Source organism: Pseudomonas ovata (assembly GCF_003131185.1).
GTDB lineage: Bacteria > Pseudomonadota > Gammaproteobacteria > Pseudomonadales > Pseudomonadaceae > Aquipseudomonas > Aquipseudomonas ovata.
The window spans coordinates 276132-297777 of sequence record NZ_QFFU01000006.1 but is presented as its reverse complement, the minus strand read 5'-3'; the positions used below and the strand labels follow the sequence as shown (position 1 = coordinate 297777).

Genomic DNA, 21646 nt, shown 5'->3' with positions numbered 1-21646 from the left:
TCGTTTAAGTCAATCAGTAACAGTCGTGATTCAGAAACAACTCGGGGCTGAATAAAACAGCCCCGGTTGCTTGACGATTTGCTTGAAGGCTCAACCTACGCGGTAGTTCGGCGCTTCCTTGGTGATCTGCACGTCGTGGACGTGGGATTCGGCCATGCCGGCACCGGTGATGCGGACGAACTCGGGCTTGGTGCGCATCTCTTCGATGGTCGCGCTGCCGGTATAGCCCATCGAGGAGCGCAGGCCGCCCATCAACTGATGGATGATCGCCGACAGCGAGCCCTTGTAGGCGACGCGGCCTTCGATACCTTCAGGCACCAGCTTCTCGGCGCCTTCGGACGAGTCCTGGAAGTAGCGGTCCGAGGAGCCCTGGGCCTGGGACATGGCGCCCAGCGAGCCCATGCCGCGGTAGGCCTTGTAGGAGCGACCCTGGAACAGTTCGATTTCGCCCGGAGCCTCTTCGGTGCCGGCGAACATCGAACCCATCATCACGGCCGAGGCACCGGCCACGATGGCCTTGGACAGGTCACCGGAGAAACGGATACCGCCGTCGGCGATCAGCGGAACGCCGGTGCCTTCAAGGGCTTCGGCGACGTTGGCAATGGCGCTGATCTGCGGCACGCCGACACCGGCGACGATGCGGGTGGTGCAGATCGAGCCCGGGCCGATACCGACCTTGACCGCATCGGCGCCGGCTTCGACCAGGGCCTTGGCGGCAGCGCCGGTGGCGATGTTGCCGCCGATGACCTGCACTTGCGGGTAGGTCTGCTTGACCCAGCGCACGCGGTCGATCACGCCTTTGGAGTGACCGTGGGCGGTGTCGACCACCACCACGTCGACGCCGGCGGCCACCAGGGCGGCTACGCGCTCGCCGGTGTCCTTGCCGGTGCCGACTGCCGCGCCTACACGCAGACGACCCTGGTCATCCTTGCTGGCCAGCGGGTAGGCCTTGGCTTTTTCGATGTCCTTGACGGTCATCATGCCCTTGAGGGCGAAGTTGCCGTCGACGATCAGGACCTTTTCCAGGCGGTGCTTGTGCAGCAGCTCGCGCACTTCGTTCTTGTCAGCGCCCTCACGGACGGTGACCAGACGCTCTTTGGGGGTCATGACTTCGCGGACCGGGATGTCCAGGCGGCTTTCGAAACGTACGTCACGCGAGGTGACGATGCCGACCAGGTCGCCGTTGTGCAGCACCGGGACACCGGAGATGTTGTGCAGGCGGGTCAGGTCGAACAGGTCGCGTACGGTGGCGTCGGCCTCGATGGTGATCGGGTCCTTGACCACGCCGGCTTCAAACTTCTTGACCTTGCGCACTTCAGCGGCTTGCTGGTCGATGGTCATGTTCTTGTGGATGATGCCGATGCCGCCTTCCTGCGCCATGGCGATGGCCAGGCGAGCTTCAGTGACGGTGTCCATCGCTGCAGAAACCAGCGGGATGTTCAGCTCGATGCCGCGGGTCAAACGGGATTTCAGACTGACTTCGTTGGGAAGCACCTCGGAATAACCGGGTACAAGGAGAATGTCGTCAAATGTTAAGGCTTCTTGACTGATACGCAGCATCGCGGGGGCTCCCGAGCGGGAAAATTGGAAGCGCGCCATTATACCTATACACACCGGCCGGCTCAATGCAAAAACTCGGCCTGTTTGACCTCATGTCTACAAGCGCACCTTGACCCAGGACACCGGACGGTCCAGACGGGCGGCAAACTCGTCGAGAAAGCGCTGTTTGAAGCCGGCCGCCAGCCAATCGTTGAAAATAAAGCCCAGGTTGGAAAAACCGCACGGGTCAAGAAACAGAAAGCCGTTGATGTCGTCTTCATGGCGGCACAGCGGGCAGATGAAGTTGTCGGTGTGCCGCGGCATCCAGTCTTCCAGGCTTTCGAACAGCGCCTCGCCGACTTCCTTGCGGCACTCCGGGCAGCCGGCTTCTTCGGCAAAGCCGTCAAGCGGGGTATAGATGCAGCGCTTGGTGACGATCTCCAGGCCATTGACCGCCTGACCGAACGGCAAGGCTTCGGGGTTTTCCACCACCTGGCGGGCGCCTGGGGCAATGGCGTAGGCCATGCGGTTGCCGCTGCGCCCGCAGGTGCTCAGCTCAGGCTCGACCACGTCCAGCGTGACCAGCCAGCGCAGGATCTTGCGTGCCATGGCCTCCCGTGCCGGGAAGCTGGAAATTTGCGGGACGATGATGCTCTGGCTGTTCATGGCGGCGGCTGTCGTGCAAGGAATCAAGGGGCGGCAGCTTAATCGCCCGCCGGTTCAGGTCAAGTGACAATCAGCCTAGCCGCTGAAGTAGCGCATGATCAGGGCGATGCCGCTGACCAGCACCAGCCAGGTGATAAACCGCACGAACGCCTCACGCGACAGCTTCAGGGTCACGCTGCGCCCGATCCACGAACCCAGCAGCATCGCCGGCAGCAGGCAGGCGGCCAGCACCAGCAGCGGGATCTCGGCATACACCCCGGCCACCGCGAACAGGCCCAGGCGCACCACCGTGCTGCAACTGATCAACGCCCCCTGGGTGGCGCGCACCTGTTCCTTGGCCTCCAGCCGGCCATTGAGGTAGATGGCATACAGAAAGCCACCACTGCCGAACAAGGCCCCGAACAGGCCACCTACCGTGCCCATCGGTACAGCCCAGCCGGCGGCGAGCTGGCTGGGCCGCACCTTGACCGCCAGGCTGTACAGGGCATAGGCGGTGACGAACAGCCCCATCAGCAACAGCAGCACATCGGACTTCAGGTTAAGCAGAAACACCACGCCCAGCGTGCAACCGACCGCCATGCACGGCAGCAGGCGCAGCAGTTCGGCCTTGACCACCGAATGGCGCGCCGGCAGCAGGTTGCCCAGCGCCGCGATGAAGTCGAGCATGACCAGCAAGGGGATGATCCGCGACAGCGGCATGAAGTGAATCAGGAGGGGACCTGCCACCAGGGCGGTGCCGAAGCCGGCGATGCCGAACACGATGTAGGCGCCGACGATGGCCAACTCGATCCATAGCCAGTCCAGCGGCGAGAAGCCCAGTTGGGCGATCCATTGCAGTGTGTGTTCGATGACCACGGCTTCCTCCCTGACAATGACTTTTGGTTCAATCTCTGCCGTGCGCTGTCGCTCAAGAAAGCCCACTGGGTCTGCGCCACAACACTGCCGCGTTGCACCGCAATACCTGTTTCGTCTGTACCGCAGCCATCGCGGGCAAGCCCCCTCCCACATCGATCGCATTAATGATGCGATCCGCGACATTGCCAAGGTATGCATCTAAAGCCATGCGCGATAAAAGCACCAGTGGTGGGCAGGCGGCAAATCGCTTTATGATGCCGGCCATGATCAAAGACCCTTTTGCAAGACTCGGCCTGGACCGGGAAGTCCTCACTGTCAGCCAGCTCAACGGCCGTGCCCGGGTGTTGCTGGAGGACGTGTTCAGCAGCATCTGGGTCGAGGGCGAGATTTCCAACCTCTCACGCCCGGCCTCGGGGCATGTGTACTTCACCCTCAAGGACGCCGGCGCCCAGGTGCGCTGCGCGCTGTTTCGCCAGAATGCGGCGCGGGTGCGCCAGGCGCTCAAGGACGGCCTGCAGGTCAAGGTGCGCGGCAAGGTCTCGCTGTATGAAGGCCGTGGCGACTATCAGTTGATTCTCGACACGCTGGAGCCGGCCGGTGATGGTGCGTTGCGCCAGGCCTTCGAGGCCCTGAAGGTCAAGCTTGATGAAGAAGGCCTGTTCAGTGCCGAACGCAAGGTCGCCCTGCCCTTGCACCCCAGGCGCATCGGTATTGTCAGTTCGCCCACGGGCGCGGTGATCCGCGACATCATCAGCGTGTTCCGCCGCCGCGCGCCGCAGGTCGAGCTGACCCTGATCCCCACCGCCGTGCAAGGTCGCGAAGCCATCGGCCAGATCGTGCGTGCCCTGCAACTGGCCGATCGCCAGGGCTTCGATGCCGTGATCCTGGCCCGGGGCGGCGGCTCGCTGGAAGACCTGTGGTGCTTCAACGAAGAAGCAGTGGCACGCGCCATCGATGCCTGCGTCACACCGATCGTCAGCGCCGTGGGCCACGAGACCGATGTGTCGATCAGCGATTTCGTCGCCGATGTCCGTGCCCCGACCCCGTCGGCAGCCGCCGAGCTGCTGGCGCCGGACGCCAGCGACCTGCACCGCCGGGTCGAGAGCCTGCAACGCCGGCTGGTCAGCCGCATGCGCGAAAAACTCATGCACCAACAGCTGTTGCTCGACGGCCTGTCGCGGCGCTTGCGTCATCCCGGTGAACGCCTGCGCCAGCAAGCCCAGCGTCTTGATGACCTGGACATGCGCCTGCGCCGGGCCTTCGACCACAGCCTGCGCAAGCAGCAGACCCAGGTGGCGCACCTGCAAAGCCGCCTGGCGGCGCAGCACCCCGGTCGGACCCTGGCCTTTCTACGCCAGCGCCTGGACACCCTGGCCGAACGCTTGCCACGGGCGATTCGTGAACAGCTCAAGGCCAGGCGCCTGCAGTTGCAGCATCAGGTGCAGACCCTGCAAGTGGTCAGTCCCCTGGCCACGCTGGGACGCGGCTACAGCATCCTGCTCGACGAACGCGGTCAGGCGGTGCGCCGTGCCGACCAGACCCATACCGGCCAACGCCTGACGGCGCGCCTCAGCGAGGGCGAATTGCAGGTGCGCGTCGAAGACAACCACCTGACGCCCGTGACCCTTTCTCTTCTGGACTGACTTGCCGATGCTACGTTTTATTGCACCGTTGCTGGCCCTGTTGTTAAGCCTGCCCGCCCACGCCGACAGCTTTATAACCCGCACCCTGAACAAGCCGGTCCCCGGCGGCGTTGCGGTCATCGACCTGGGTGGCGGCGCCCAGCCGCCCACCGCCACGTATGAAGGCAAGCCGGTTCTGGTGGTCAAGGAACAGGACACCCGCTGGCTGGCGATTGTCGGCATTCCCTTGACCGTCAAGCCGGGCAAGCAGCAGGTGCTCAGCGGCAATCGCGCGCTGCCCTTTACCGTCGGCAGCAAGAAATACAAAGAACAGCGCATCACCTTGAAGAATCAGAGCCAGGTGACGCCCAACGCCGAGCAGACCAAACGCTACGAGCGCGAGCTGGCCGAGCAGTTGCAGGCCTATCGCAGCTTCAGCCCCGGCACACCGAGCAACCTGATTCTCGACAAACCGGTCAACGGCCCGCTGTCGAGCCGCTTCGGGGTGCGCCGCTTCTTCAACGGCGAAGAGCGCAACCCGCATTCGGGGCTGGATTTCGCGGTACCGGCCGGTACACCGGTCAAATCGCCTGCCGCTGGCAAAGTGATTCTGACCGGCGACTACTTCTTCAATGGCCAGACCGTGTTCGTCGACCACGGCCAGGGCTTCATCAGCATGTTCTGCCACTTGTCGAAGATCGACGTGAAGGTCGGCGATGCGGTGTCTCGCGGCGGCGTGGTCGGCAAGGTCGGTGCTACAGGCCGCGCCACCGGGCCGCACATGCACTGGAATGTGAGCCTCAACGATGCCCGGGTGGACCCGGCGATCTTCATTGGCGCGTTCGAGCCGTAACAGCGGCTTTACCGCCAGGGCGCCTCTCACTTGCGCCCTGGCGTAGCGACCAGCAATAAAAAATTGTTTCATGGTCGTTTAACGCTAAAAAAATTCGCCATAAGTGCATTACAGAAGATTTCTATCAATTTTTTCCGGGTGCTTGCCAACATTCACCCCAATGAGTACGGTTGGCCACATGAAAACCTCTCACACCCTCATTCTGTTGCGCCAGCACGCCTGCCTCGACCTGGTCAGCGCCCGACTGCCAGGCTAGATCGCGTCGCCTCGCCCTGCACCACATTCAATTGGTTGGCCGCCTCTACCACGGCCCATTCAGTACAAAGGATCAGCCCGATGACCATGCTCAAAGACCCTTCGAAGAAGTACCGTGCCTTCGCGACCATCGACTTGCCGGATCGCACCTGGCCTTCGAAATCCATCACCCAGGCGCCTATCTGGTGCAGCTCTGACCTGCGCGACGGCAACCAGTCGCTGATCGAGCCGATGGACGCGGTCAAGAAACTGCGCTTCTGGAAAACGCTGGTGAGCATCGGCGTCAAGGAGATCGAAGCGTCGTTCCCGTCCGCCTCGCAGACCGATTTCGATTTCGTGCGCACCCTGATCGAAGACAACCACATCCCGGAAGACACCACCATCCAGGTGTTGACCCAGGCCCGTGAAGACCTGATTGCCCGCACCTTCGAATCCCTGCGCGGCGCGAAAAAGGCCATCGTTCACCTGTACAACGCCACCTGCCCGTCATTTCGCCGCATCGTGTTCAACCAGGACAAGCAAGGCGTGAAGGACATTGCGGTGAATGCCGCCAAGCTGTTCGTCAAGTACGCCGCCCAGCAGCCTGAAACCCAGTGGACGTTCCAGTACTCGCCGGAAACCTTCAGCGCCACCGAGCTTGAGTTCGCCAAGGAAGTCTGCGACGCGGTGATCGAGGTCTGGAACCCGACGCCCGAGCACAAGATCATCCTCAACCTGCCGGCCACGGTCGAAGTGTCGACGCCGAACATCTACGCCGACCAGATCGAGTGGTTCGGCCGCCATGTCAACCGTCGCGACAGCGTGATCATCAGCCTGCACACCCACAACGACCGTGGCACCGGCGTGGCCGCGACCGAGCTGGGCCTGATGGCCGGCGCCGACCGCGTCGAAGGCTGCCTGTTCGGCAACGGCGAGCGTACCGGCAACGTCGATTTGGTGACCCTGGGCCTGAACCTCTACACCCAGGGCGTGCACCCTGAGCTGGACTTCTCGGACATCGACGGCATCCGCAAGGTGGTCGAGGAGTGCAACCAGATTCCGGTGCACCCACGTCATCCGTATGTGGGCGACCTGGTGCACACCGCGTTCTCCGGCTCGCACCAGGATGCGATCCGCAAGGGCTTCACCCAGCAGAAACCGGACACCCTGTGGGAAGTGCCGTACCTGCCGATCGACCCGGCCGACATCGGCCGCAGCTACGAGGCGGTGATTCGCGTCAACAGCCAGTCGGGCAAGGGTGGCATCACTTACCTGCTGGAACAGGAATACGGCATTTCGCTGCCGCGCCGCATGCAGATCGAGTTCAGCCAGGTGGTTCAGGGTGAAACCGATCGCCTGGGCCTGGAAATGACCGCGCAGCAGATCTACGCCCTGTTCAAGCGCGAGTACCTGCAGGCCAACAAGCCGTATGCGCTGATCAGCCATCGCCTGCAGGAAGAGAACAACATCAGCAACGTCGACGCTGAAGTGAACGTCAATGACGAGACCCAGCGCTGGAAAGGCAAGGGCAACGGCGCGCTGGAAGCGCTGGTGTCGAGCCTGCCGGTGGCGGTCGAGATCATGGATTACAACGAGCACGCCATCGGTGCCGGCACCACGGCCAAGGCAGCGGCCTATATCGAATTGCGCGTCAACGGTGAACGTGCCGTGCACGGCGTGGGCATCGATGAAAATATCACCACGGCCAGCTTCCGCGCGCTGTTCAGCGCCCTGAACCGCTCGCTGAGCCAGTCGCCAGGCAAGGCCGAAGCGGCCTGATACCTCCCCCTTCTTCGCCCTTTCTGCACCCACTCGGTGCAAAGGGCGAAGATTGTGGGGTGATAATGCCCCACCTCGGTGCATCTTGCATTTCTCGCATACCCCCCGCAGATTCGGCATAAGGCACGGCAAAAACGCTGTGATAGCATTATGTCCTTAAACGATTCAGGTACCTGTGTTCGGCCCCATGACCTTTTGGCGTCATCGGATCAGGCTTGAGCCTTGCCGCTTTTTTGCTGTACTTCATTTCCGACACTTCGATGACTAGCGCACGATTTTCCATTGAAAATCCTGCACGGAGCGACCTGCCGTCTATTGAAAAATCATCAGCTGCGGCCTTGCCGGGCTGACCCTGCCCTCCACGGAGCGACTATGCCCAAGGCTTCCCATCAAGACCTGCGCCGTAACTTCCGCGCACTGACCTCTTCCAGCACCTGCTACCGCACCGCCTCGGTGTTTGACCCCATGTCGGCCCGCATTGCGGCGGACCTGGGCTTTGAGGTCGGCATCCTTGGCGGTTCCGTGGCGTCCCTGCAAGTATTGGCCGCGCCAGACTTTGCCCTGATCACCCTGAGCGAATTCGTCGAACAGGCGACCCGCATCGGTCGCGTGGCACAGTTGCCGTTCATTGCCGATGCCGACCACGGGTATGGCAACGCCCTGAACGTCATGCGCACCGTGACCGAGCTGGAGCGTGCCGGCGTTGCGGCGCTGACCATCGAAGACACGCTGCTGCCAGCCCAGTTCGGCCGCAAGTCCACCGACCTGATTCCGGTCGACGAAGGCGTGGGCAAGATGCGCGCCGCCCTGGAAGCGCGTTGCGATGCCGAGCTGTCGATTTTCGCCCGTACCAACGCGACCATCCTGCCGGTCAGCGAAACCATCGATCGCATGCAGCAGTACCAGGCCACGGGTGTGGATGGCATCACCGTGGTGGGCGTGCGTGATTTCGAGCACCTGGCGCAGATCAGCGAAGGCGTGACCGTGCCGCTGATGCTGGTGACCTATGGCAACCCGGCCCTGCTGGACAACCAGCGCCTGGCTGAAATGGGCGTGCGCGTCTGCGTGGATGGCCATGCGGCCTACTTTGCCGCCATCAAGGCCACCTACGACAGCCTGCGGGCCCAGCGGCAGATCACTTGCAGCACCTCAGAGATGAGCGCCACCGAACTGACCCACACCTATACCCAGCCCGAAGACTATGTGCAGTGGGCGCGCAAGTTCATGAATGTGAACGAGTAACCGAGTACGCAACGAAAAGCCTTATCGCGCAGCAAACACCCGATCTGTAGGAGCGACCAACGGTCGCGAAAAGACCCACATAATTCACTGCGGCCTTCGCGACCGCCGGTCGCTCCTACGGACATGACTTTCATGCCGATCAGGCCTTGGTATCAACACTGCCACCGATCAGTTCCAGCAGGCTGGCCTGCAGGGTCTGCAGGTTGGCGCTGGCGGCGATGATCTGTGACTGAATGGCCATCGACTGCTGGGCCTTGGTGTCGTCGTCGGCACTGCCTTTCTGCACAGCGGCCAGTTGCTCACGCAGTTTTTCCAGCATTTCCTGGGTGTCTTCGATCTGCTTCTTGATCTGCTCGATCATCTGCTCTTTGGGCGATCCACCCGAACTCTTGCTGGCCTCGCTGACTTGGGTCCCGCTCATGTCAGCGGTGATTTTTTCAGGGGCAGCGGTCTTGGTCTCGTCAGTCTGAGCAGCGTCCGGCTTCTTGATCGCTGCAGTGAAGGCACTGTTGTAGGTGCTCAGCGAACTGGTGTTGATGGTCGTCATGACGAACTCCTTTCAGGTATGGCATCTGTATCGGCCTGCCCCCGAAAAACTGCACTTGTTACTGAATATTAAAATCGTCAGCATCTCGCCACGCCGGAAAACGTGTCCGATAGGCTGCCAGCTCGACCGCGTCGAGCGTCACCTTGAATACGCCATCCGCCTCGCCCGCGTTGAACAGGCTTTCACCCTGGAAATCCAGCACCTGGCTGTCGCCGGTATAGGCCAGGCCCTTGCCGTCCGTGCCAACACGGTTGACCGCTGCCACATAACACAGGTTCTCGATGGCACGGGCCGGCAGCAAACGGTTCCAGTGCAGGCGCCGGGCGCCCGGCCAGTTAGCGGTGTACAGCAACAGGTCAGTGTCCTGGGCGTCACGGCTCCACACGGGAAAACGCAGGTCGTAGCAGATCAACGGACGAACCCGCCAACCCTTGAGCTCGAAGGTCACCTGCCGCTCGCCCGGGCTGAAATGCTCATGCTCACCCGCCATGCGAAACAGATGGCGTTTGTCGTAATGCAGCAGCTCGCCATCGGGTCGCGCCCACAACAGCCGGTTACGGTGGCTGCCGTCGGCGGCACGCACGATGACACTGCCGGTGATCACCGCCTGAAGCCGTGCGGCCTGAGCCAGCAGCCATTGAGCAGTCGGACCGTTTTCGGCTTCGGCCTGTTCGACCGAATCCATGGTAAAGCCAGTGGTGAACATCTCCGGCAGGATGATCAGGTCCGCCCCTTGCGCCTGATCCAGCAGCGCCTGGAAATGCGCCAGGTTGGCCTGCCGGTCGTGCCAGGCCAGGTGGGTCTGCACCAGGGCAATGTTCAATGCGGGCAAGGTATTCAGATCGCGCATAGTTTTTCCGCTGCCTGCAGCAGCGTCTCCTCACGCTTGGCAAAGCACAGTCGGATCAGGCGCTGGCCCTCAGGCGGGCTCTGGTAGAACACAGACACCGGAATGCTGGCCACGCCATGCTCGCGGGTCATCCACGTCGCCATGTCGACATCATTGAGGTCCGGGCGGATCTGCGAGTAATCCACCAACTGGAAATAGGTGCCGCCCACCCGCTCGAAGCGCAAGCGTGAAGCGGCCAGGTGATCGCAGAAGAAGTCGCGCTTGGCCTGGTAGAACGCCGGCAGCGCCTCGACGTGCTCTGGATGCTCGGCCATGAAATCGGCCAGCGCATATTGCAAGGGCGTGACGCTGCAGAAACTGACGTACTGGTGCACCTTGCGCAGCTCAGTGGTCAAGGCCGGGGGCGCGACCACATAACCGGTTTTCCAGCCCGTGACGTGGTAGCTCTTGCCGAACGAACTGACCACGAAGGCGCGGGCATACAGCGCCTCGTGGGCCAATACGCTTTCATGTTGCCGACCATCGAACACCAGGTGCTCGTAGACCTCGTCGCTGATCAGATAGATATCGCGCCCGGCGATCAACGCCGCCAGCCGGTCCAGGTCGGCGCGGCTGAGCAGTGCACCACTGGGGTTGTGCGGCGAGTTGATGACGATCAGACGGGTGCGCGGGCTCAGGGCATCGCTGAGTTTCTGCCAGTCGATGGCAAAGTTCTGCGGATCAAGCTGAACATGCACGCAGCGGCCACCGGCCAGTTCTACAGAAGGCTCGTAGCTGTCATAGCAAGGGTCGAAGATGATCGCCTCGTCACCGGGGCGGATCACGGTTTGCACGGCGCAGAAGATGCCTTGGGTGGCACCTGGGGTGATGGTCACTTCGCGCTCGAAATCGACCTTGACGCCATAACTGCGCTGGATCTTGGCAGCCACTTGCTGGCGCAAGGCTGGCAGGCCGGTCATGGGCGAGTACTGGTTGTGGCCTTGGGCAACATGGCGGCTCAAGGCATCGCGCAGTGCCTGTGGCCCGTCAAAATCAGGAAAACCCTGGGACAGGTTGAGCGCCCCGGTTTCGGCTGCGAGCTGGGACATGGTGGTAAAGATGGTGGTGCCGACATTGGGCAGTTTGCTGTCGATCATTGAACACCTGCTGTAGGGAAAGCCTTGGGGCTCACCCTACAACAGCTGCAATCAGCAAGCCACCAGGACCGGCTTTGGCCGGGAACACATACGCAGCCACTTTCGCCTCGTGCGATTCGCAACAAAGCCGCTCCTACTCACTAATGCCGATCAGCCAGGGGGAATTTCGCCACATGCTGAACATGTGGGAGGGGCCGATCGGCGCCCAATCTGCTCGCGATGAGGCCCGTAAAGTCGCTACATGGGCAGCGCCAGCAGAGCCTCCCACAGTCTTGTGCCAGGCAAAAAACCCAAGGCTACATTAATCCTGTGGGAGAGCCCCCACCCACCAGACCGCGTTGCGGTATGGCGATCAGGGCCAGCCAATCACATGAGACAACACAAAACTCTGTGGGAGGCCCGAAATTCCCCCTGACTGATCGTCATTACTCCTGCTAACGCTTGTCGCGGCGCTTCTTGTCGGCTTTCTTGTGGTGCGACATCAGGCGGCGCTTCTTGTTGACCTGGCGGTCGGTCAAGGTGTTCTTGTTGCCTTCATACGGGTTTTCACCGCCCTTGAACTCGATACGGATCGGCGTGCCGACCAGTTTCAACACCCGGCGATAGGTGTTCTCAAGGTAGCGCACGTACGACTTGGGCACCGCATCGACCTGGTTACCGTGGATCACGATGATCGGCGGGTTGGCGCCACCCAGGTGGGCATAGCGCAGCTTGATGCGGCGGTTGTTGACCATGGGCGGTGCGTGATCGCTGACGGCGTCTTCGAGAATCTGCGTCAGGCGGCTGGTCGGCCAGCGGGTCACGGCCGACATGAAGGCGTTCTGCACCGACTTGTACAGGTTGCCTACGCCAGTGCCGTGCAGCGCCGAGATGAAGTGAATGTCGGCAAAGTCGACGAAGAACAGGCGGCGTTGCAGCTCGATCTTGACGAAGTCGCGCTCACCCGGGGTCATGCCGTCCCATTTGTTCAGGGCGATGACCAGGGCACGGCCGGACTCCAGGGCAAAGCCCAGCAGGTTCAGGTCGTGGTCGACCACGCCTTCGCGCGAGTCCATCACGAAGATCACCACGTTGGCGTCCTTGATGGCCTGCAGCGTCTTGACCACCGAGAACTTTTCGACTTCCTCGTGGATCTTGCCGCGCTTGCGCACCCCGGCAGTGTCGATCAGGGTGTACTTCTCTTCGTTGCGCTCGAACGGAATGTAGATGCTGTCGCGCGTGGTGCCGGGCTGGTCGTAGACGATGACGCGGTCTTCACCGAGCATGCGGTTGACCAGGGTCGACTTGCCGACGTTCGGGCGACCGATGATGGCGATCTTGATGCCATCCTTTTCGCTCGGACCCGGAATGCGCTTGGCTTCCTGGCCTTCGGCGACTTCTTCGGCACCTTCAGGGTCGATGACTTCCTGCTCGTCCCACTCCAGGTCCTTGAGCACCAGGTCGAGCATCTGGGTGATGCCGCGACCGTGGGCACCGGCCACCGGAATGGCGTCGCCCAGGCCCATGGGGCTGAACTCGGCACGGGCCAGGTGTTCATCGATATTGTCGATCTTGTTGGCGATCACGAAGCTGCGCTTGTTGCGCTTGCGCAAGTGCTCGCCAATCATCTGGTCGGCGGCGGTGTAGCCGGCCTTGGCATCCACCAGAAACAGTACGACATCGGCTTCTTCGATGGCCATCAGCGACTGCTCGGCCATCTTTTCATCCATGCCATGCTCGTCACCGGAGATACCACCGGTGTCGATCAGGATGTAAGCGTGCCCCTGCCATTTCGCCTCTCCGTATTGGCGATCACGGGTCAGACCGGACAGGTCGCCAACAATGGCGTCCCGCGACCGGGTCAGGCGGTTGAACATGGTGGACTTGCCGACGTTCGGTCGGCCCACCAGGGCGATTACGGGAACCATGCGGCTCTCCACTACGTTATTTCAGAAAATACAAAAGCCGCTGCGAGGCAGCGGCCAGAGTGCGAAACAGTCCCCGAAGGCACTGCTGCCCTGCGTGAGCAAGGCAGGCCGGGGCGATCAGCCCCGGCCCGATCCAATCATTGCTTGATGGTCAGGGCTTCGAGCTTGCCACTGTTGCCATACACGTAAATCATGTCACCAACCACCAGCGGACGCGCCCGCAGGCCATCGCTGTCGATACGTTCACGGGCCACGAAACGACCGTCGACCTGGCTGAGCAGGTGCAGGTAACCTTCAAGGTCGCCTACCGCCACGTAGCTGGAAAACACTTCCGGCGCGCTCAACTGACGACGCGCCAGCGAATCATTGCTCCACAGCGCCGAGGACGAACGCTCGTCGATGCCTTCGACCGTACCGGACGCCAGGCTGACATAAGCGCTGCCAAAACCCTGGGCCACACCGGCATAGCTGGAGGCATCACGCTGCCACAGCACCCGGCCGCTATCCAGATCCAGACCGGCAACGCGGCCCTGATAGCTGGCTACATACAGTGTATTACCCGACAGCAGCAGGCCACCGTCGATGTCCACGACCCGCTCCAGCTCCGAACGGCCTTGCGGGATGGCGATGCGCTGCTCCCAGACCGGTACGCCGTTGCTGATGTCCAGCGCCACGACCTTGCCGGTCGACAGGCCGGCAATCGCCAGACGGCTGGTCACGATCGGCGCGCCGGTACCACGCAGGGTCAGTACGGCTGGCGTGCTTTCGTAGATCCAGCGCTGGGCACCGGTGTAGGCATCCAGGCCGATGACGCGGTCGTCCTGGGTCTGCACGACCACGACGTCGCCGTTGGTGGCCGGAGGTGCCAGCACTTCGCTGGTGACCTTGGCACGCCATTTCTCTTCACCGGTGCTGGAGTCCAGCGCGACCACGTCACCGCGGACGGTGCCGATGGTCAGCACGCCGTAACCGACGCCGACCGCACCGGACACTGGCAGGTCGAGGTCCTTTTCCCAGAGTTTGTCGCCGGTCAGGCGATCCAGGGCAACCACTTCACCGGTCACGTCAGCGGCATAGATGCGATCACCGTCGATGGCGGGCACCAGCATGTTCCAGGTTTCACCCTGGCCGTCGCCGACCGAGTGGCTCCAGACCTTCTGCAGGGTCACTTCTTCCTTGAAATCGGTCAGTTCTGCCGGCGGCAGTTCCTTCTTGCTGTTGCTGCTGCAACCCACGGCCATCACGGCCAGGGCCAGCAATGCTGCATGTTTCCAACGAATCACGTCACGCATCCCCTTTGGCCAGATCGTCGAGCTTTATTTGCAGGCCACCCACTGCGGCGTCTGGCGACAGTGCAGTCTTGGCCTTTTGGTAAGCAGCATGTGCCTCATCGGCACGACCCAACTGCACCAGCAGGTCGCCCTTGAGTTCTTCACGACTGGCCAGGAACGCCTTGTCGGCATCGCCGTTGAGCAGTTTCAGTGCATCTTCAGCCTTGTTCTGCGCCGCCAGGACACGGGCCAGGCGCTGACGGGCCAGTTCGCCCAGCGTCGCGTTGGCCGGCTTGTCAGTCACGGTTTTCAGCTCGGCAACGGCATCATCCAGCTTGCCGGTGTCGACCGCGACCTTGGCCACGAACAGGCTGGCGTACTGTGCATAGGCGGTACCGCCGTATTCCTTCTTCAGCTTGCCGGCCACCTCGGCGACACGCGCAGGGTCGGCATCGCCGCTGGGCGTCAGGGCTGTTTCCAGCAATTGCTGGTACAGCACCGAGGCATTGGAGGCCTGCGTGCTCTGGTATTTTTGCCAGTACTGCCAGCCAAAGACCACCACCAGCGCCAGCAGACCACCTGTTACCAAGGGTTTGCCGTTGCGCTGCCACCAGTCCTTCATTGCTGCCAGATCGTCATCTTCGCTACTCGACACCCCAATACTCCTGATTCGTCGCTAATTCGGCTGTTTGACCGCTCAAGCCTGCGCCAGGCAGGCCGCCAGGTGCTCAGGCAGAGCGTCCCAGGCAATATTCTGTTGTTCGCCCTGCCCGCGCAGCGGCTTGACGCCGATCTGCTGGCCGGCCAGTTCTTCTTCGCCAAGGATCAGAGCATACAGCGCGCCGCTCTTGTCGGCTTTCTTGAACTGGCTCTTGAAGCTGCCGGCACCGGCATTGACCTGCAGACGCAGCTCGGGCAAGCGGTCGCGGACCTGCTCGCTCAGGGCCAGGGCGGCCAGCTCTGCCGCTTCACCGAAGGCGCAGAGGTAGACGTCGACCTGACGGGCGATGTCTTGCGGCACCTGCTCAAGGGTTTCGAGCAGCAGCACCAGGCGCTCGATGCCCATGGCAAAGCCGACACCGGTGGTGGGCTTGCCGCCCATCTGCTCGACCAGGCCATCGTAGCGCCCGCCGGCACAGACAGTGCCCTGGGCGCCGAGCTTGTCGGTGACCCACTCGAACACGGTCTTGCTGTAGTAATCCAGGCCGCGCACCAGCTTGGGGTTGATCACGTACGGAATGCCGGCCGCATCCAGACGCGCCTTGAGGCCATCGAAGTGCAGGCGCGACTCGTCGTCCAGGTAATCGGCCAGCTTCGGCGCGTCGACCAGCAGGGCCTGGGTAGCCTGGTCCTTGGTGTCGAGGATGCGCAGCGGGTTGCTCTTGAGGCGACGCTGGCTGTCTTCGTCCAGCTGTTCGTGACGCGCCGAGAGGTACTCGACCAGTGCATCGCGATAGCGGGCACGGGCCTCGCTGGTGCCCAGGCTGTTGAGCTCGAGCTTGACCGCATCGCGGATGCCCAGTTGGCCCCACAGGCGCCAGGTCAGCACGATCAGTTCGGCATCGATGTCCGGGCCGTCGAGGTTGAAGACTTCGACACCAATCTGGTGGAACTGGCGATAGCGGCCTTTCTGCGGGCGCTCGTGACGAAACATCGGGCCGATGTACCAGAGCTTCTGCACCTGGCCACCGCCGGTGATGCCGTGCTCGAGCACCGCACGCACGCACGCAGCCGTGCCTTCGGGGCGCAGGGTCAGGGAATCACCGTTGCGGTCGGCAAAGGTGTACATCTCTTTTTCGACGATGTCGGTGACTTCGCCGATCGAACGCTTGAACAGCTCGGTGAACTCGACGATCGGCATGCGGATCTGCCGGTAGCCGTAGTTGTCCAGCAAGCGCGAGACCGTGCCTTCGAAATAGCGCCACAGCGGGGTCTGCTCGGGCAGGATGTCATTCATGCCACGAATGGCTTGTAGAGACTTACTCACAAAAAATCCTTAGCAATCTTGGTTAGCCGCGCACGATGACCGAGGCGTCAGCTTGAACTTTTTCGGCCGCTTTCTCGCGAATCAGGCGCTCGAGTTCGCTGACCAGGTTCTCGTTGCCCAGCTTCTGTGCCGGCTTGCCGTCGATGTAGATCAGGTTCGGGGAGCCACCGGTCAGCCCGATGTGGGCTTCCTTGGCTTCACCCGGACCGTTGACCACACAACCGATGACCGCCACGTCCAGCGGCACGAGCAGATCTTCGAGGCGGTTTTCAAGCTCGTTCATGGTCTTGACCACATCGAAGTTCTGCCGCGAGCAGCTCGGGCAGGCGATGAAGTTGATGCCACGCGAACGCAGGTGCAGCGACTTGAGGATGTCGTAGCCGACCTTGACCTCTTCGACCGGATCGGCCGCCAGGGAAATGCGGATAGTATCGCCGATTCCTTCGGCGAGCAGCATACCCAGCCCCACGGCGGATTTCACCGTGCCCGAGCGCAGGCCACCGGCTTCGGTGATGCCCAGGTGCAAGGGCTGGACGATCTGGCGGGCCAGCTGGCGATAGGCTTCGACGGCCATGAACACGTCCGAGGCCTTTACGCTGACCTTGAAGTCCTGGAAGTCCAGGCGATCGAGGTGCTCGACATGGCGCAAGGCTGACTCGACCAGCGCTTCAGGGGTTGGCTCGCCGTATTTTTTCTGCAGGTCCTTTTCCAGGGAGCCGGCGTTGACGCCGATGCGGATCGGGATGCCCCGGTCACGCGCAGCGTCGACCACGGCCCTGACCCGGTCTTCACGACCGATATTGCCCGGGTTGATGCGCAGGCAATCGACGCCAAGCTCGGCCACGCGCAGGGCGATCTTGTAGTCGAAGTGAATGTCGGCAACCAGTGGCACCTTGACCAGTTGCTTGATGCGACCAAACGCTTCGGCGGCATCCATGTCGGGCACCGAGACCCGCACGATGTCGACGCCGGCGGCTTCAAGACGGTTGATCTGGGCGACGGTGGCGGCGACATCGTTGGTGTCGCTGTTGGTCATGCTCTGTACGGCAATCGGAGCATCGCCACCGACCGGCACAGACCCGACCCAGATCTTGCGCGATTCTCGACGTTTAATGGGGGAATGGCCGTGCATGACTTATTGCCCTAGTTTCAGGCGAGCAGTTTCGCCTGTGGTAAATGGAGCCACATCGACAGGCTGTCCGTTATAGCTGACCTCGGCCCCGCGGGCATAGCCCAGGCGCACCGAAAGCGGCGGCTTGCCGCTGACCTCGAGGGTTTCGCCCTTGAGCTTGAGGCCGCTGGCCAGCACCTTGCCGTTGGCATCGGTGACCTGTGCCCAGCAATTGGCGACAAACTTGACACTGACACGGCCAGAGCCCGGCAGGATCGGCGCAATAGGCTCTGAGGTTGCAGCGACCGGCGCCGATGGCGCAGCGATGGCGGGCGCACTGGAGGCCGGTGAGGTGACATTGGTCTGTGCTGCAGGCGCCGCGGGTGCTGGCGTGGCAGGCGCGCTTTCAGTGATGGGTGTCGAAGGCGTCAGCACCAGGGGCGAACTGCTGCCATTGGCGGCTTGCGGCGCAGGCGTTTCAGTCGGCGGCTCGTCCAGCTGGTGAATCTGGGTGGTGCCATCGGCGCTCTCGACCTCGACATGCTCAAGGTTCAGCCCGGCCACGTCCTTGCCACGCAGCGAACCCTGGTCCTGCCACCACAGGAAACCGCCCCCCACCAGCACCAGCAGCAGAATCAGGCTGACGATACGCAGAATGTTATGCGACAGGCGTACCGGCTCTTCGATACGGCCCAAGGCATGCACTTCACTGCCTTTGCCATCCGTGCCGGTGTACTGGTCGAACTGGGCGACCAGTGCTGCCTGGTCCAGCTCCAGCAGCTTGGCGTAGGCGCGGACATAACCGCGGGCGAAGGTGTGCCCGGGCAGCTTGTCGAACGCGCCATTTTCAAGGTGGGCCAGGGAATGGGTGGTGAGGTTGAGCCTTGTGGCCACATCAGGCAGCGACCAGTTCTGGCGCTCACGGGCCTGGCGCAGGGTTTCCCCTGGATTCATACCATTGCCTGTTACAACTTCGGGATGCGCCACTTTCATCATTGCTCCGACAGGTATTGCTGATATTCCGGCGTACCGGGATAGAGTCTTTTCAACTGCAGCCCGTAACTGGCTGCGGTATTGCGATCTTCATGGACCCTGGCCAGGCGTATGCCGAGCAACAGGCTCCGGGCGTTCTGCTCGCTGACCTGGCTGAAGCGCTCATAGTAATCACGCGAGGGCACATATTGCCTGTCTTCGTAGGACAACTCAGCCATTTCCAGCAACGCGCGTGGCTGGACACGGTTCAGACGCAGGGCACGGATGAAAAATTCACGCGCCCGCTCACGCTCGCCCAGCTTCTGCGCCGTCATGCCCAGGCTTTCGAAGACACGCGAGCGCTCAGGATACAGATTGTCGGCCGCCGCTTGTTCAAAACGTGCGTAGGCTTCCTTGTAGCGTTGCTGCTCGTACAGAAAGCTGCCGTAGTTGTTGACGATGCGCGCATCGTCCTTGCTGGCGGCAATTGCCTTGAGGAAGTACTGGTCAGCCAGTTCCGGCTCCATTTCGGTCTGGAACACCAGCGCCAGTGCGGCGTTGGCGTCCGGATCGTTGCGGTCCAGGTCGAGGGCTTTCTTCAGGGGCACCTTGGCGCGCTCGGTCTGGCCTTGCTGAAAATACCCAAGGCCCAGTTGCACATACGCCTTGCGCGCCTGGTCACGTCCCTTGCTGGTGGTCAGCGGGTCGACATCGCCCGATGTCACGCAACCTGTCAGCAAGAAGACGAAACTCAACAGCAACGAAGCGCGCACAGACATAGGGTCCCTCTCGGTCAGGTTCGCATTCGGGTTCAGGAGGCGGCGCTGTGTCCCTGCGCAGCCTCGGCATTGACCTCGCGAACCGCGATGTAGCGTTCGCTGCGTCGCGTGCGGTCCATGACCTGGCCAACCAGTTGCCCGCACGCCGCATCGATGTCTTCACCACGGGTGGTGCGCACGGTCACGTTGTAGCCGGCCTGGTGCAGCATGTCCTGGAAGCGCCGGATGGCGTTGTTGCTCGGCCGCTCGTAGCCGGAATGCGGGAACGGGTTGAACGGGATGAGGTTGATCTTGCAAGGGGTGTCCTTGAGCAACTCGATCATCTCGCTGGCATGCGCCGGCTGGTCGTTGATGTCCTTGAGCAGGGTGTACTCGACGGTCAGCACGCGCTTCTCGCCCAGCGTCGCCATGTAGCGGCGGCAGGACTCGAGCAGCATCTTCAGGGGGTACTTCTTGTTGATCGGCACCAGTTTGTTGCGCAACTCGTCGTTGGGCGCATGCAGCGAGAGGGCCAGGGACACGTCGATGTGCTGGGCCAGCACGTCGATCATCGGCACCACGCCCGAGGTGGACAGGGTCACCCGGCGCTTGGAGATGCCATAGCCCAGGTCGTCCATCATCAGGTGCATGGCGGCCACGACGTTGTCGAAATTCAGCAGCGGCTCACCCATGCCCATCATCACCACGTTGGTGATGGCACGGTCGACGGTTGCCGGGACGCTGCCAAAGGATTTGTTGGCAATCCACACCTGGCCGATGACTTCGGCGGCAGTGAGGTTGCTGTTGAAGCCTTGCTTGCCGGTGGAGCAGAAACTGCAATCCAGGGCACAGCCTGCCTGGGACGAAACGCACAAGGTGCCACGTTTGCCCTGGGGAATGTAGACGGTCTCGACACAGCTGCCGGACGCCACGCGGACCACCCATTTGCGGGTGCCGTCGGTGGAAATGTCTTCGCTGACCACTTCGGGGCCGCGAATCTCGGAGCAGGCCTTGAGCTTTTCGCGCAAGGCCTTGCCGACATTGGTCATGGCGTCGAAATCATCGACGCCAAAGTGGTGAATCCACTTCATGACCTGACCGGCACGGAAGCGTTTCTCCCCGATTGACTCGAAGAATTTTTCCATTTCCGGCTGAGTCAGACCCAGCAGGTTGGTTTTACCAGTCGTCACGATCATGAATTCACCCTTCGCTCGTCGGCCGTGGCTTAGCGAGCGGTTACTTCGGTAGCAGCGAAAAAGTAAGCGATTTCGCGAGCAGCAGCGGCTTCGGAGTCCGAACCGTGAACGGCGTTGGCGTCGATGGACTCGGCGAAATCAGCGCGGATGGTGCCGGCAGCAGCTTCTTTAGGGTTGGTAGCGCCCATCAGCTCACGGTTCAGAGCGATGGCGTTCTCGCCTTCCAGAACCTGAACGACAACAGGACCGGAGGTCATGAAGGCAACCAGGTCAGCGAAGAAACCGCGCTCGCTGTGCTCGGCGTAGAAGCCTTCGGCCTCGGCCTTGGACAGTTGCTTGATTTTCGAAGCGACGATGCGCAGGCCAGCGTCTTCGAAGCGAGTGGTGATCTTGCCGATCACGTTCTTGGCAACGGCGTCAGGCTTGATGATCGAGAAAGTGCGTTGAACAGCCATGGTGAAACTCCAGAAGCAGAAATTAAATCGAAAAATTAAACCCGCGAATTATACGCGGGTTCAAGAGTATTGCCTAACTTGGTTGCGTTACAGAGGCTGACAGGTGTCAGTCGGCCTCTTCGATCCATAACCCCTGGATCGCTTCGAGGACCTTTTCCCCGCCACGATCCGGAATATCGTCGAATTCCGGAAGCGCCATCACCAGATTGCGCAGCTTGACGAAATTCACCATCAGCGGATCGACATCCGGATGCGCTTCGGCCAGCTGGATGGCGATTTCCTGCACATCAACCCATTTCAGAGCCATGATTTTCTTCCCGGATCAGTGCGGCGCTTCGGCAGCGTGGTTGAGCGAGTATTTCGGAATCTCGATGGTCAGGTCTTCATCGCCGACATTGACCTGGCACGCCAGGCGCGACCGGGCTTCAAGACCCCAGGCCTTGTCGAGCATGTCTTCCTCGAGCTCGTCGGCTTCCTCCAGCGAGTCCAGGCCGTTGCGCACGATGCAATGGCACGTGGTGCAGGCTTTCACGCCACCGCAGGCGCTCTCGATCTCGATGTGATGCTCATGGGCAAGCTCCAGGATGTTCGTTCCGGGCGCCACCTCAAAGACTGCTCCTTCCGGACAGTACTTCTCGTGCGGCAGAAAAGTCACCAACGGCATCA

At 61.8% G+C, this 21646-nt stretch carries 21 protein-coding genes; 4 read left to right on the top strand and 17 right to left on the bottom strand.

What is annotated here, in order from left to right:
- Positions 1 to 90: 90 nt before the first annotated feature.
- From guaB to DGA31_RS11605, 3 genes are all read right to left on the bottom strand, one after another.
- Positions 91 to 1560 (bottom strand): IMP dehydrogenase, encoded by a 1470-nt coding sequence (gene guaB, locus DGA31_RS11615; RefSeq protein WP_056835469.1) that lies wholly within the window; start codon positions 1558 to 1560, stop codon positions 91 to 93.
- Positions 1561 to 1656: 96 nt separating this feature from the next.
- Complete coding sequence (locus tag DGA31_RS11610) at positions 1657 to 2205, bottom strand: hypothetical protein (protein ID WP_056835467.1); 549 nt, start codon at positions 2203 to 2205, stop codon at positions 1657 to 1659.
- 75 nt (positions 2206 to 2280) lie between these two features.
- A complete protein-coding gene (locus tag DGA31_RS11605) occupies positions 2281 to 3060 on the bottom strand; it encodes a sulfite exporter TauE/SafE family protein (protein ID WP_421957960.1) in 780 nt (259 codons plus the stop codon).
- A 263-nt stretch (positions 3061 to 3323) separates the two neighbouring features.
- Here DGA31_RS11605 and xseA point away from each other — a divergent pair, with 263 nt between their 5' ends.
- From xseA to DGA31_RS11585, 4 genes are all read left to right on the top strand, one after another.
- The gene (xseA, locus tag DGA31_RS11600; protein ID WP_161959179.1) at positions 3324 to 4703 is read left to right on the top strand and encodes an exodeoxyribonuclease VII large subunit; all 1380 of its coding nucleotides are present in this window, start codon (positions 3324 to 3326) and stop codon (positions 4701 to 4703) included.
- Between the two features lie 7 nt (positions 4704 to 4710).
- A complete protein-coding gene (locus DGA31_RS11595; protein ID WP_056835462.1) occupies positions 4711 to 5535 on the top strand; it encodes a peptidoglycan DD-metalloendopeptidase family protein in 825 nt (274 codons plus the stop codon).
- 336 nt (positions 5536 to 5871) lie between these two features.
- On the top strand, positions 5872 to 7548 hold the full coding sequence (gene leuA / locus DGA31_RS11590; protein WP_056835460.1) for a 2-isopropylmalate synthase: 1677 nt from the start codon (positions 5872 to 5874) through the stop codon (positions 7546 to 7548).
- Positions 7549 to 7920: 372 nt separating this feature from the next.
- On the top strand, positions 7921 to 8790 hold the full coding sequence (locus DGA31_RS11585) for an isocitrate lyase/PEP mutase family protein (protein ID WP_056835458.1): 870 nt from the start codon (positions 7921 to 7923) through the stop codon (positions 8788 to 8790).
- A gap of 139 nt (positions 8791 to 8929) precedes the next feature.
- Here the strand turns inward: DGA31_RS11585 and DGA31_RS11580 are convergent, their stop codons facing one another.
- The 14 genes from DGA31_RS11580 to fdx all read right to left on the bottom strand — a co-directional run bounded on the left by DGA31_RS11580 (position 8930) and on the right by fdx (position 21644).
- Positions 8930 to 9337 carry a hypothetical protein gene (locus DGA31_RS11580; protein WP_109512612.1) on the bottom strand — a complete coding sequence of 136 codons (408 nt, stop codon included), beginning with the start codon at positions 9335 to 9337 and terminating at the stop codon, positions 8930 to 8932.
- Positions 9338 to 9395: 58 nt separating this feature from the next.
- Entirely contained in the window at positions 9396 to 10187 is a 792-nt protein-coding gene (locus tag DGA31_RS11575) for an amidohydrolase (RefSeq protein WP_109512611.1), read from the bottom strand.
- Positions 10175 to 11323, bottom strand: coding sequence for a pyridoxal phosphate-dependent aminotransferase (locus DGA31_RS11570; protein WP_109512610.1), 1149 nt, complete (start codon positions 11321 to 11323; stop codon positions 10175 to 10177). Before DGA31_RS11570 ends, DGA31_RS11575 begins: the two co-directional genes overlap by 13 nt.
- A 434-nt stretch (positions 11324 to 11757) precedes the next feature.
- The gene (der, locus tag DGA31_RS11565) at positions 11758 to 13230 is read right to left on the bottom strand and encodes a ribosome biogenesis GTPase Der (RefSeq protein ID WP_056835450.1); all 1473 of its coding nucleotides are present in this window, start codon (positions 13228 to 13230) and stop codon (positions 11758 to 11760) included.
- Between the two features lie 137 nt (positions 13231 to 13367).
- A complete protein-coding gene (gene bamB, locus DGA31_RS11560; RefSeq protein WP_056835448.1) occupies positions 13368 to 14522 on the bottom strand; it encodes an outer membrane protein assembly factor BamB in 1155 nt (384 codons plus the stop codon).
- The gene (locus tag DGA31_RS11555) at positions 14515 to 15123 is read right to left on the bottom strand and encodes a tetratricopeptide repeat protein (protein ID WP_177339450.1); all 609 of its coding nucleotides are present in this window, start codon (positions 15121 to 15123) and stop codon (positions 14515 to 14517) included. Before DGA31_RS11555 ends, bamB begins: the two co-directional genes overlap by 8 nt.
- 75 nt (positions 15124 to 15198) lie before the next feature.
- A complete protein-coding gene (gene hisS / locus DGA31_RS11550; protein ID WP_109512609.1) occupies positions 15199 to 16488 on the bottom strand; it encodes a histidine--tRNA ligase in 1290 nt (429 codons plus the stop codon).
- Between the two features lie 22 nt (positions 16489 to 16510).
- A complete protein-coding gene (gene ispG, locus DGA31_RS11545; protein ID WP_056835444.1) occupies positions 16511 to 17620 on the bottom strand; it encodes a flavodoxin-dependent (E)-4-hydroxy-3-methylbut-2-enyl-diphosphate synthase in 1110 nt (369 codons plus the stop codon).
- A gap of 3 nt (positions 17621 to 17623) precedes the next feature.
- Complete coding sequence (locus DGA31_RS11540; protein WP_109512608.1) at positions 17624 to 18592, bottom strand: RodZ domain-containing protein; 969 nt, start codon at positions 18590 to 18592, stop codon at positions 17624 to 17626.
- Positions 18592 to 19350 (bottom strand): type IV pilus biogenesis/stability protein PilW, encoded by a 759-nt coding sequence (gene pilW, locus DGA31_RS11535; protein WP_056835440.1) that lies wholly within the window; start codon positions 19348 to 19350, stop codon positions 18592 to 18594. The genes DGA31_RS11540 and pilW overlap by 1 nt, the downstream gene beginning before the upstream one ends.
- A gap of 32 nt (positions 19351 to 19382) precedes the next feature.
- Positions 19383 to 20525 (bottom strand): dual-specificity RNA methyltransferase RlmN, encoded by a 1143-nt coding sequence (rlmN, locus tag DGA31_RS11530; protein WP_056835434.1) that lies wholly within the window; start codon positions 20523 to 20525, stop codon positions 19383 to 19385.
- Between the two features lie 29 nt (positions 20526 to 20554).
- Positions 20555 to 20980: a nucleoside-diphosphate kinase gene (gene ndk / locus DGA31_RS11525; RefSeq protein WP_056835433.1), complete on the bottom strand. Its 426-nt coding sequence runs from the start codon at positions 20978 to 20980 to the stop codon at positions 20555 to 20557.
- 106 nt (positions 20981 to 21086) lie between these two features.
- The gene (iscX, locus tag DGA31_RS11520) at positions 21087 to 21287 is read right to left on the bottom strand and encodes a Fe-S cluster assembly protein IscX (RefSeq protein WP_109512607.1); all 201 of its coding nucleotides are present in this window, start codon (positions 21285 to 21287) and stop codon (positions 21087 to 21089) included.
- Between the two features lie 15 nt (positions 21288 to 21302).
- A complete protein-coding gene (fdx, locus tag DGA31_RS11515; RefSeq protein WP_056835429.1) occupies positions 21303 to 21644 on the bottom strand; it encodes an ISC system 2Fe-2S type ferredoxin in 342 nt (113 codons plus the stop codon).
- Positions 21645 to 21646: the final 2 nt, after the last annotated feature.

Coding starts and splice junctions, on each gene's coding strand:
- pilW (WP_056835440.1), bottom strand. CDS start 19,350: ATGTCTGTGCGCGCTTCGTTGCTGTTGAGTTTCGTCTTCTTGCTGACA.
- xseA (WP_161959179.1), top strand. CDS start 3,324: ATGATCAAAGACCCTTTTGCAAGACTCGGCCTGGACCGGGAAGTCCTC.
- fdx (WP_056835429.1), bottom strand. CDS start 21,644: ATGCCGTTGGTGACTTTTCTGCCGCACGAGAAGTACTGTCCGGAAGGA.
- rlmN (WP_056835434.1), bottom strand. CDS start 20,525: ATGATCGTGACGACTGGTAAAACCAACCTGCTGGGTCTGACTCAGCCG.
- ndk (WP_056835433.1), bottom strand. CDS start 20,980: ATGGCTGTTCAACGCACTTTCTCGATCATCAAGCCTGACGCCGTTGCC.
- iscX (WP_109512607.1), bottom strand. CDS start 21,287: ATGGCTCTGAAATGGGTTGATGTGCAGGAAATCGCCATCCAGCTGGCC.
- DGA31_RS11555 (WP_177339450.1), bottom strand. CDS start 15,123: ATGAAGGACTGGTGGCAGCGCAACGGCAAACCCTTGGTAACAGGTGGT.
- DGA31_RS11595 (WP_056835462.1), top strand. CDS start 4,711: ATGCTACGTTTTATTGCACCGTTGCTGGCCCTGTTGTTAAGCCTGCCC.
- ispG (WP_056835444.1), bottom strand. CDS start 17,620: ATGCACGGCCATTCCCCCATTAAACGTCGAGAATCGCGCAAGATCTGG.
- DGA31_RS11585 (WP_056835458.1), top strand. CDS start 7,921: ATGCCCAAGGCTTCCCATCAAGACCTGCGCCGTAACTTCCGCGCACTG.
- DGA31_RS11575 (WP_109512611.1), bottom strand. CDS start 10,187: ATGCGCGATCTGAATACCTTGCCCGCATTGAACATTGCCCTGGTGCAG.
- guaB (WP_056835469.1), bottom strand. CDS start 1,560: ATGCTGCGTATCAGTCAAGAAGCCTTAACATTTGACGACATTCTCCTT.
- DGA31_RS11610 (WP_056835467.1), bottom strand. CDS start 2,205: ATGAACAGCCAGAGCATCATCGTCCCGCAAATTTCCAGCTTCCCGGCA.
- bamB (WP_056835448.1), bottom strand. CDS start 14,522: ATGCGTGACGTGATTCGTTGGAAACATGCAGCATTGCTGGCCCTGGCC.
- leuA (WP_056835460.1), top strand. CDS start 5,872: ATGACCATGCTCAAAGACCCTTCGAAGAAGTACCGTGCCTTCGCGACC.
- DGA31_RS11580 (WP_109512612.1), bottom strand. CDS start 9,337: ATGACGACCATCAACACCAGTTCGCTGAGCACCTACAACAGTGCCTTC.
- DGA31_RS11540 (WP_109512608.1), bottom strand. CDS start 18,592: ATGAAAGTGGCGCATCCCGAAGTTGTAACAGGCAATGGTATGAATCCA.
- der (WP_056835450.1), bottom strand. CDS start 13,230: ATGGTTCCCGTAATCGCCCTGGTGGGCCGACCGAACGTCGGCAAGTCC.
- DGA31_RS11570 (WP_109512610.1), bottom strand. CDS start 11,323: ATGATCGACAGCAAACTGCCCAATGTCGGCACCACCATCTTTACCACC.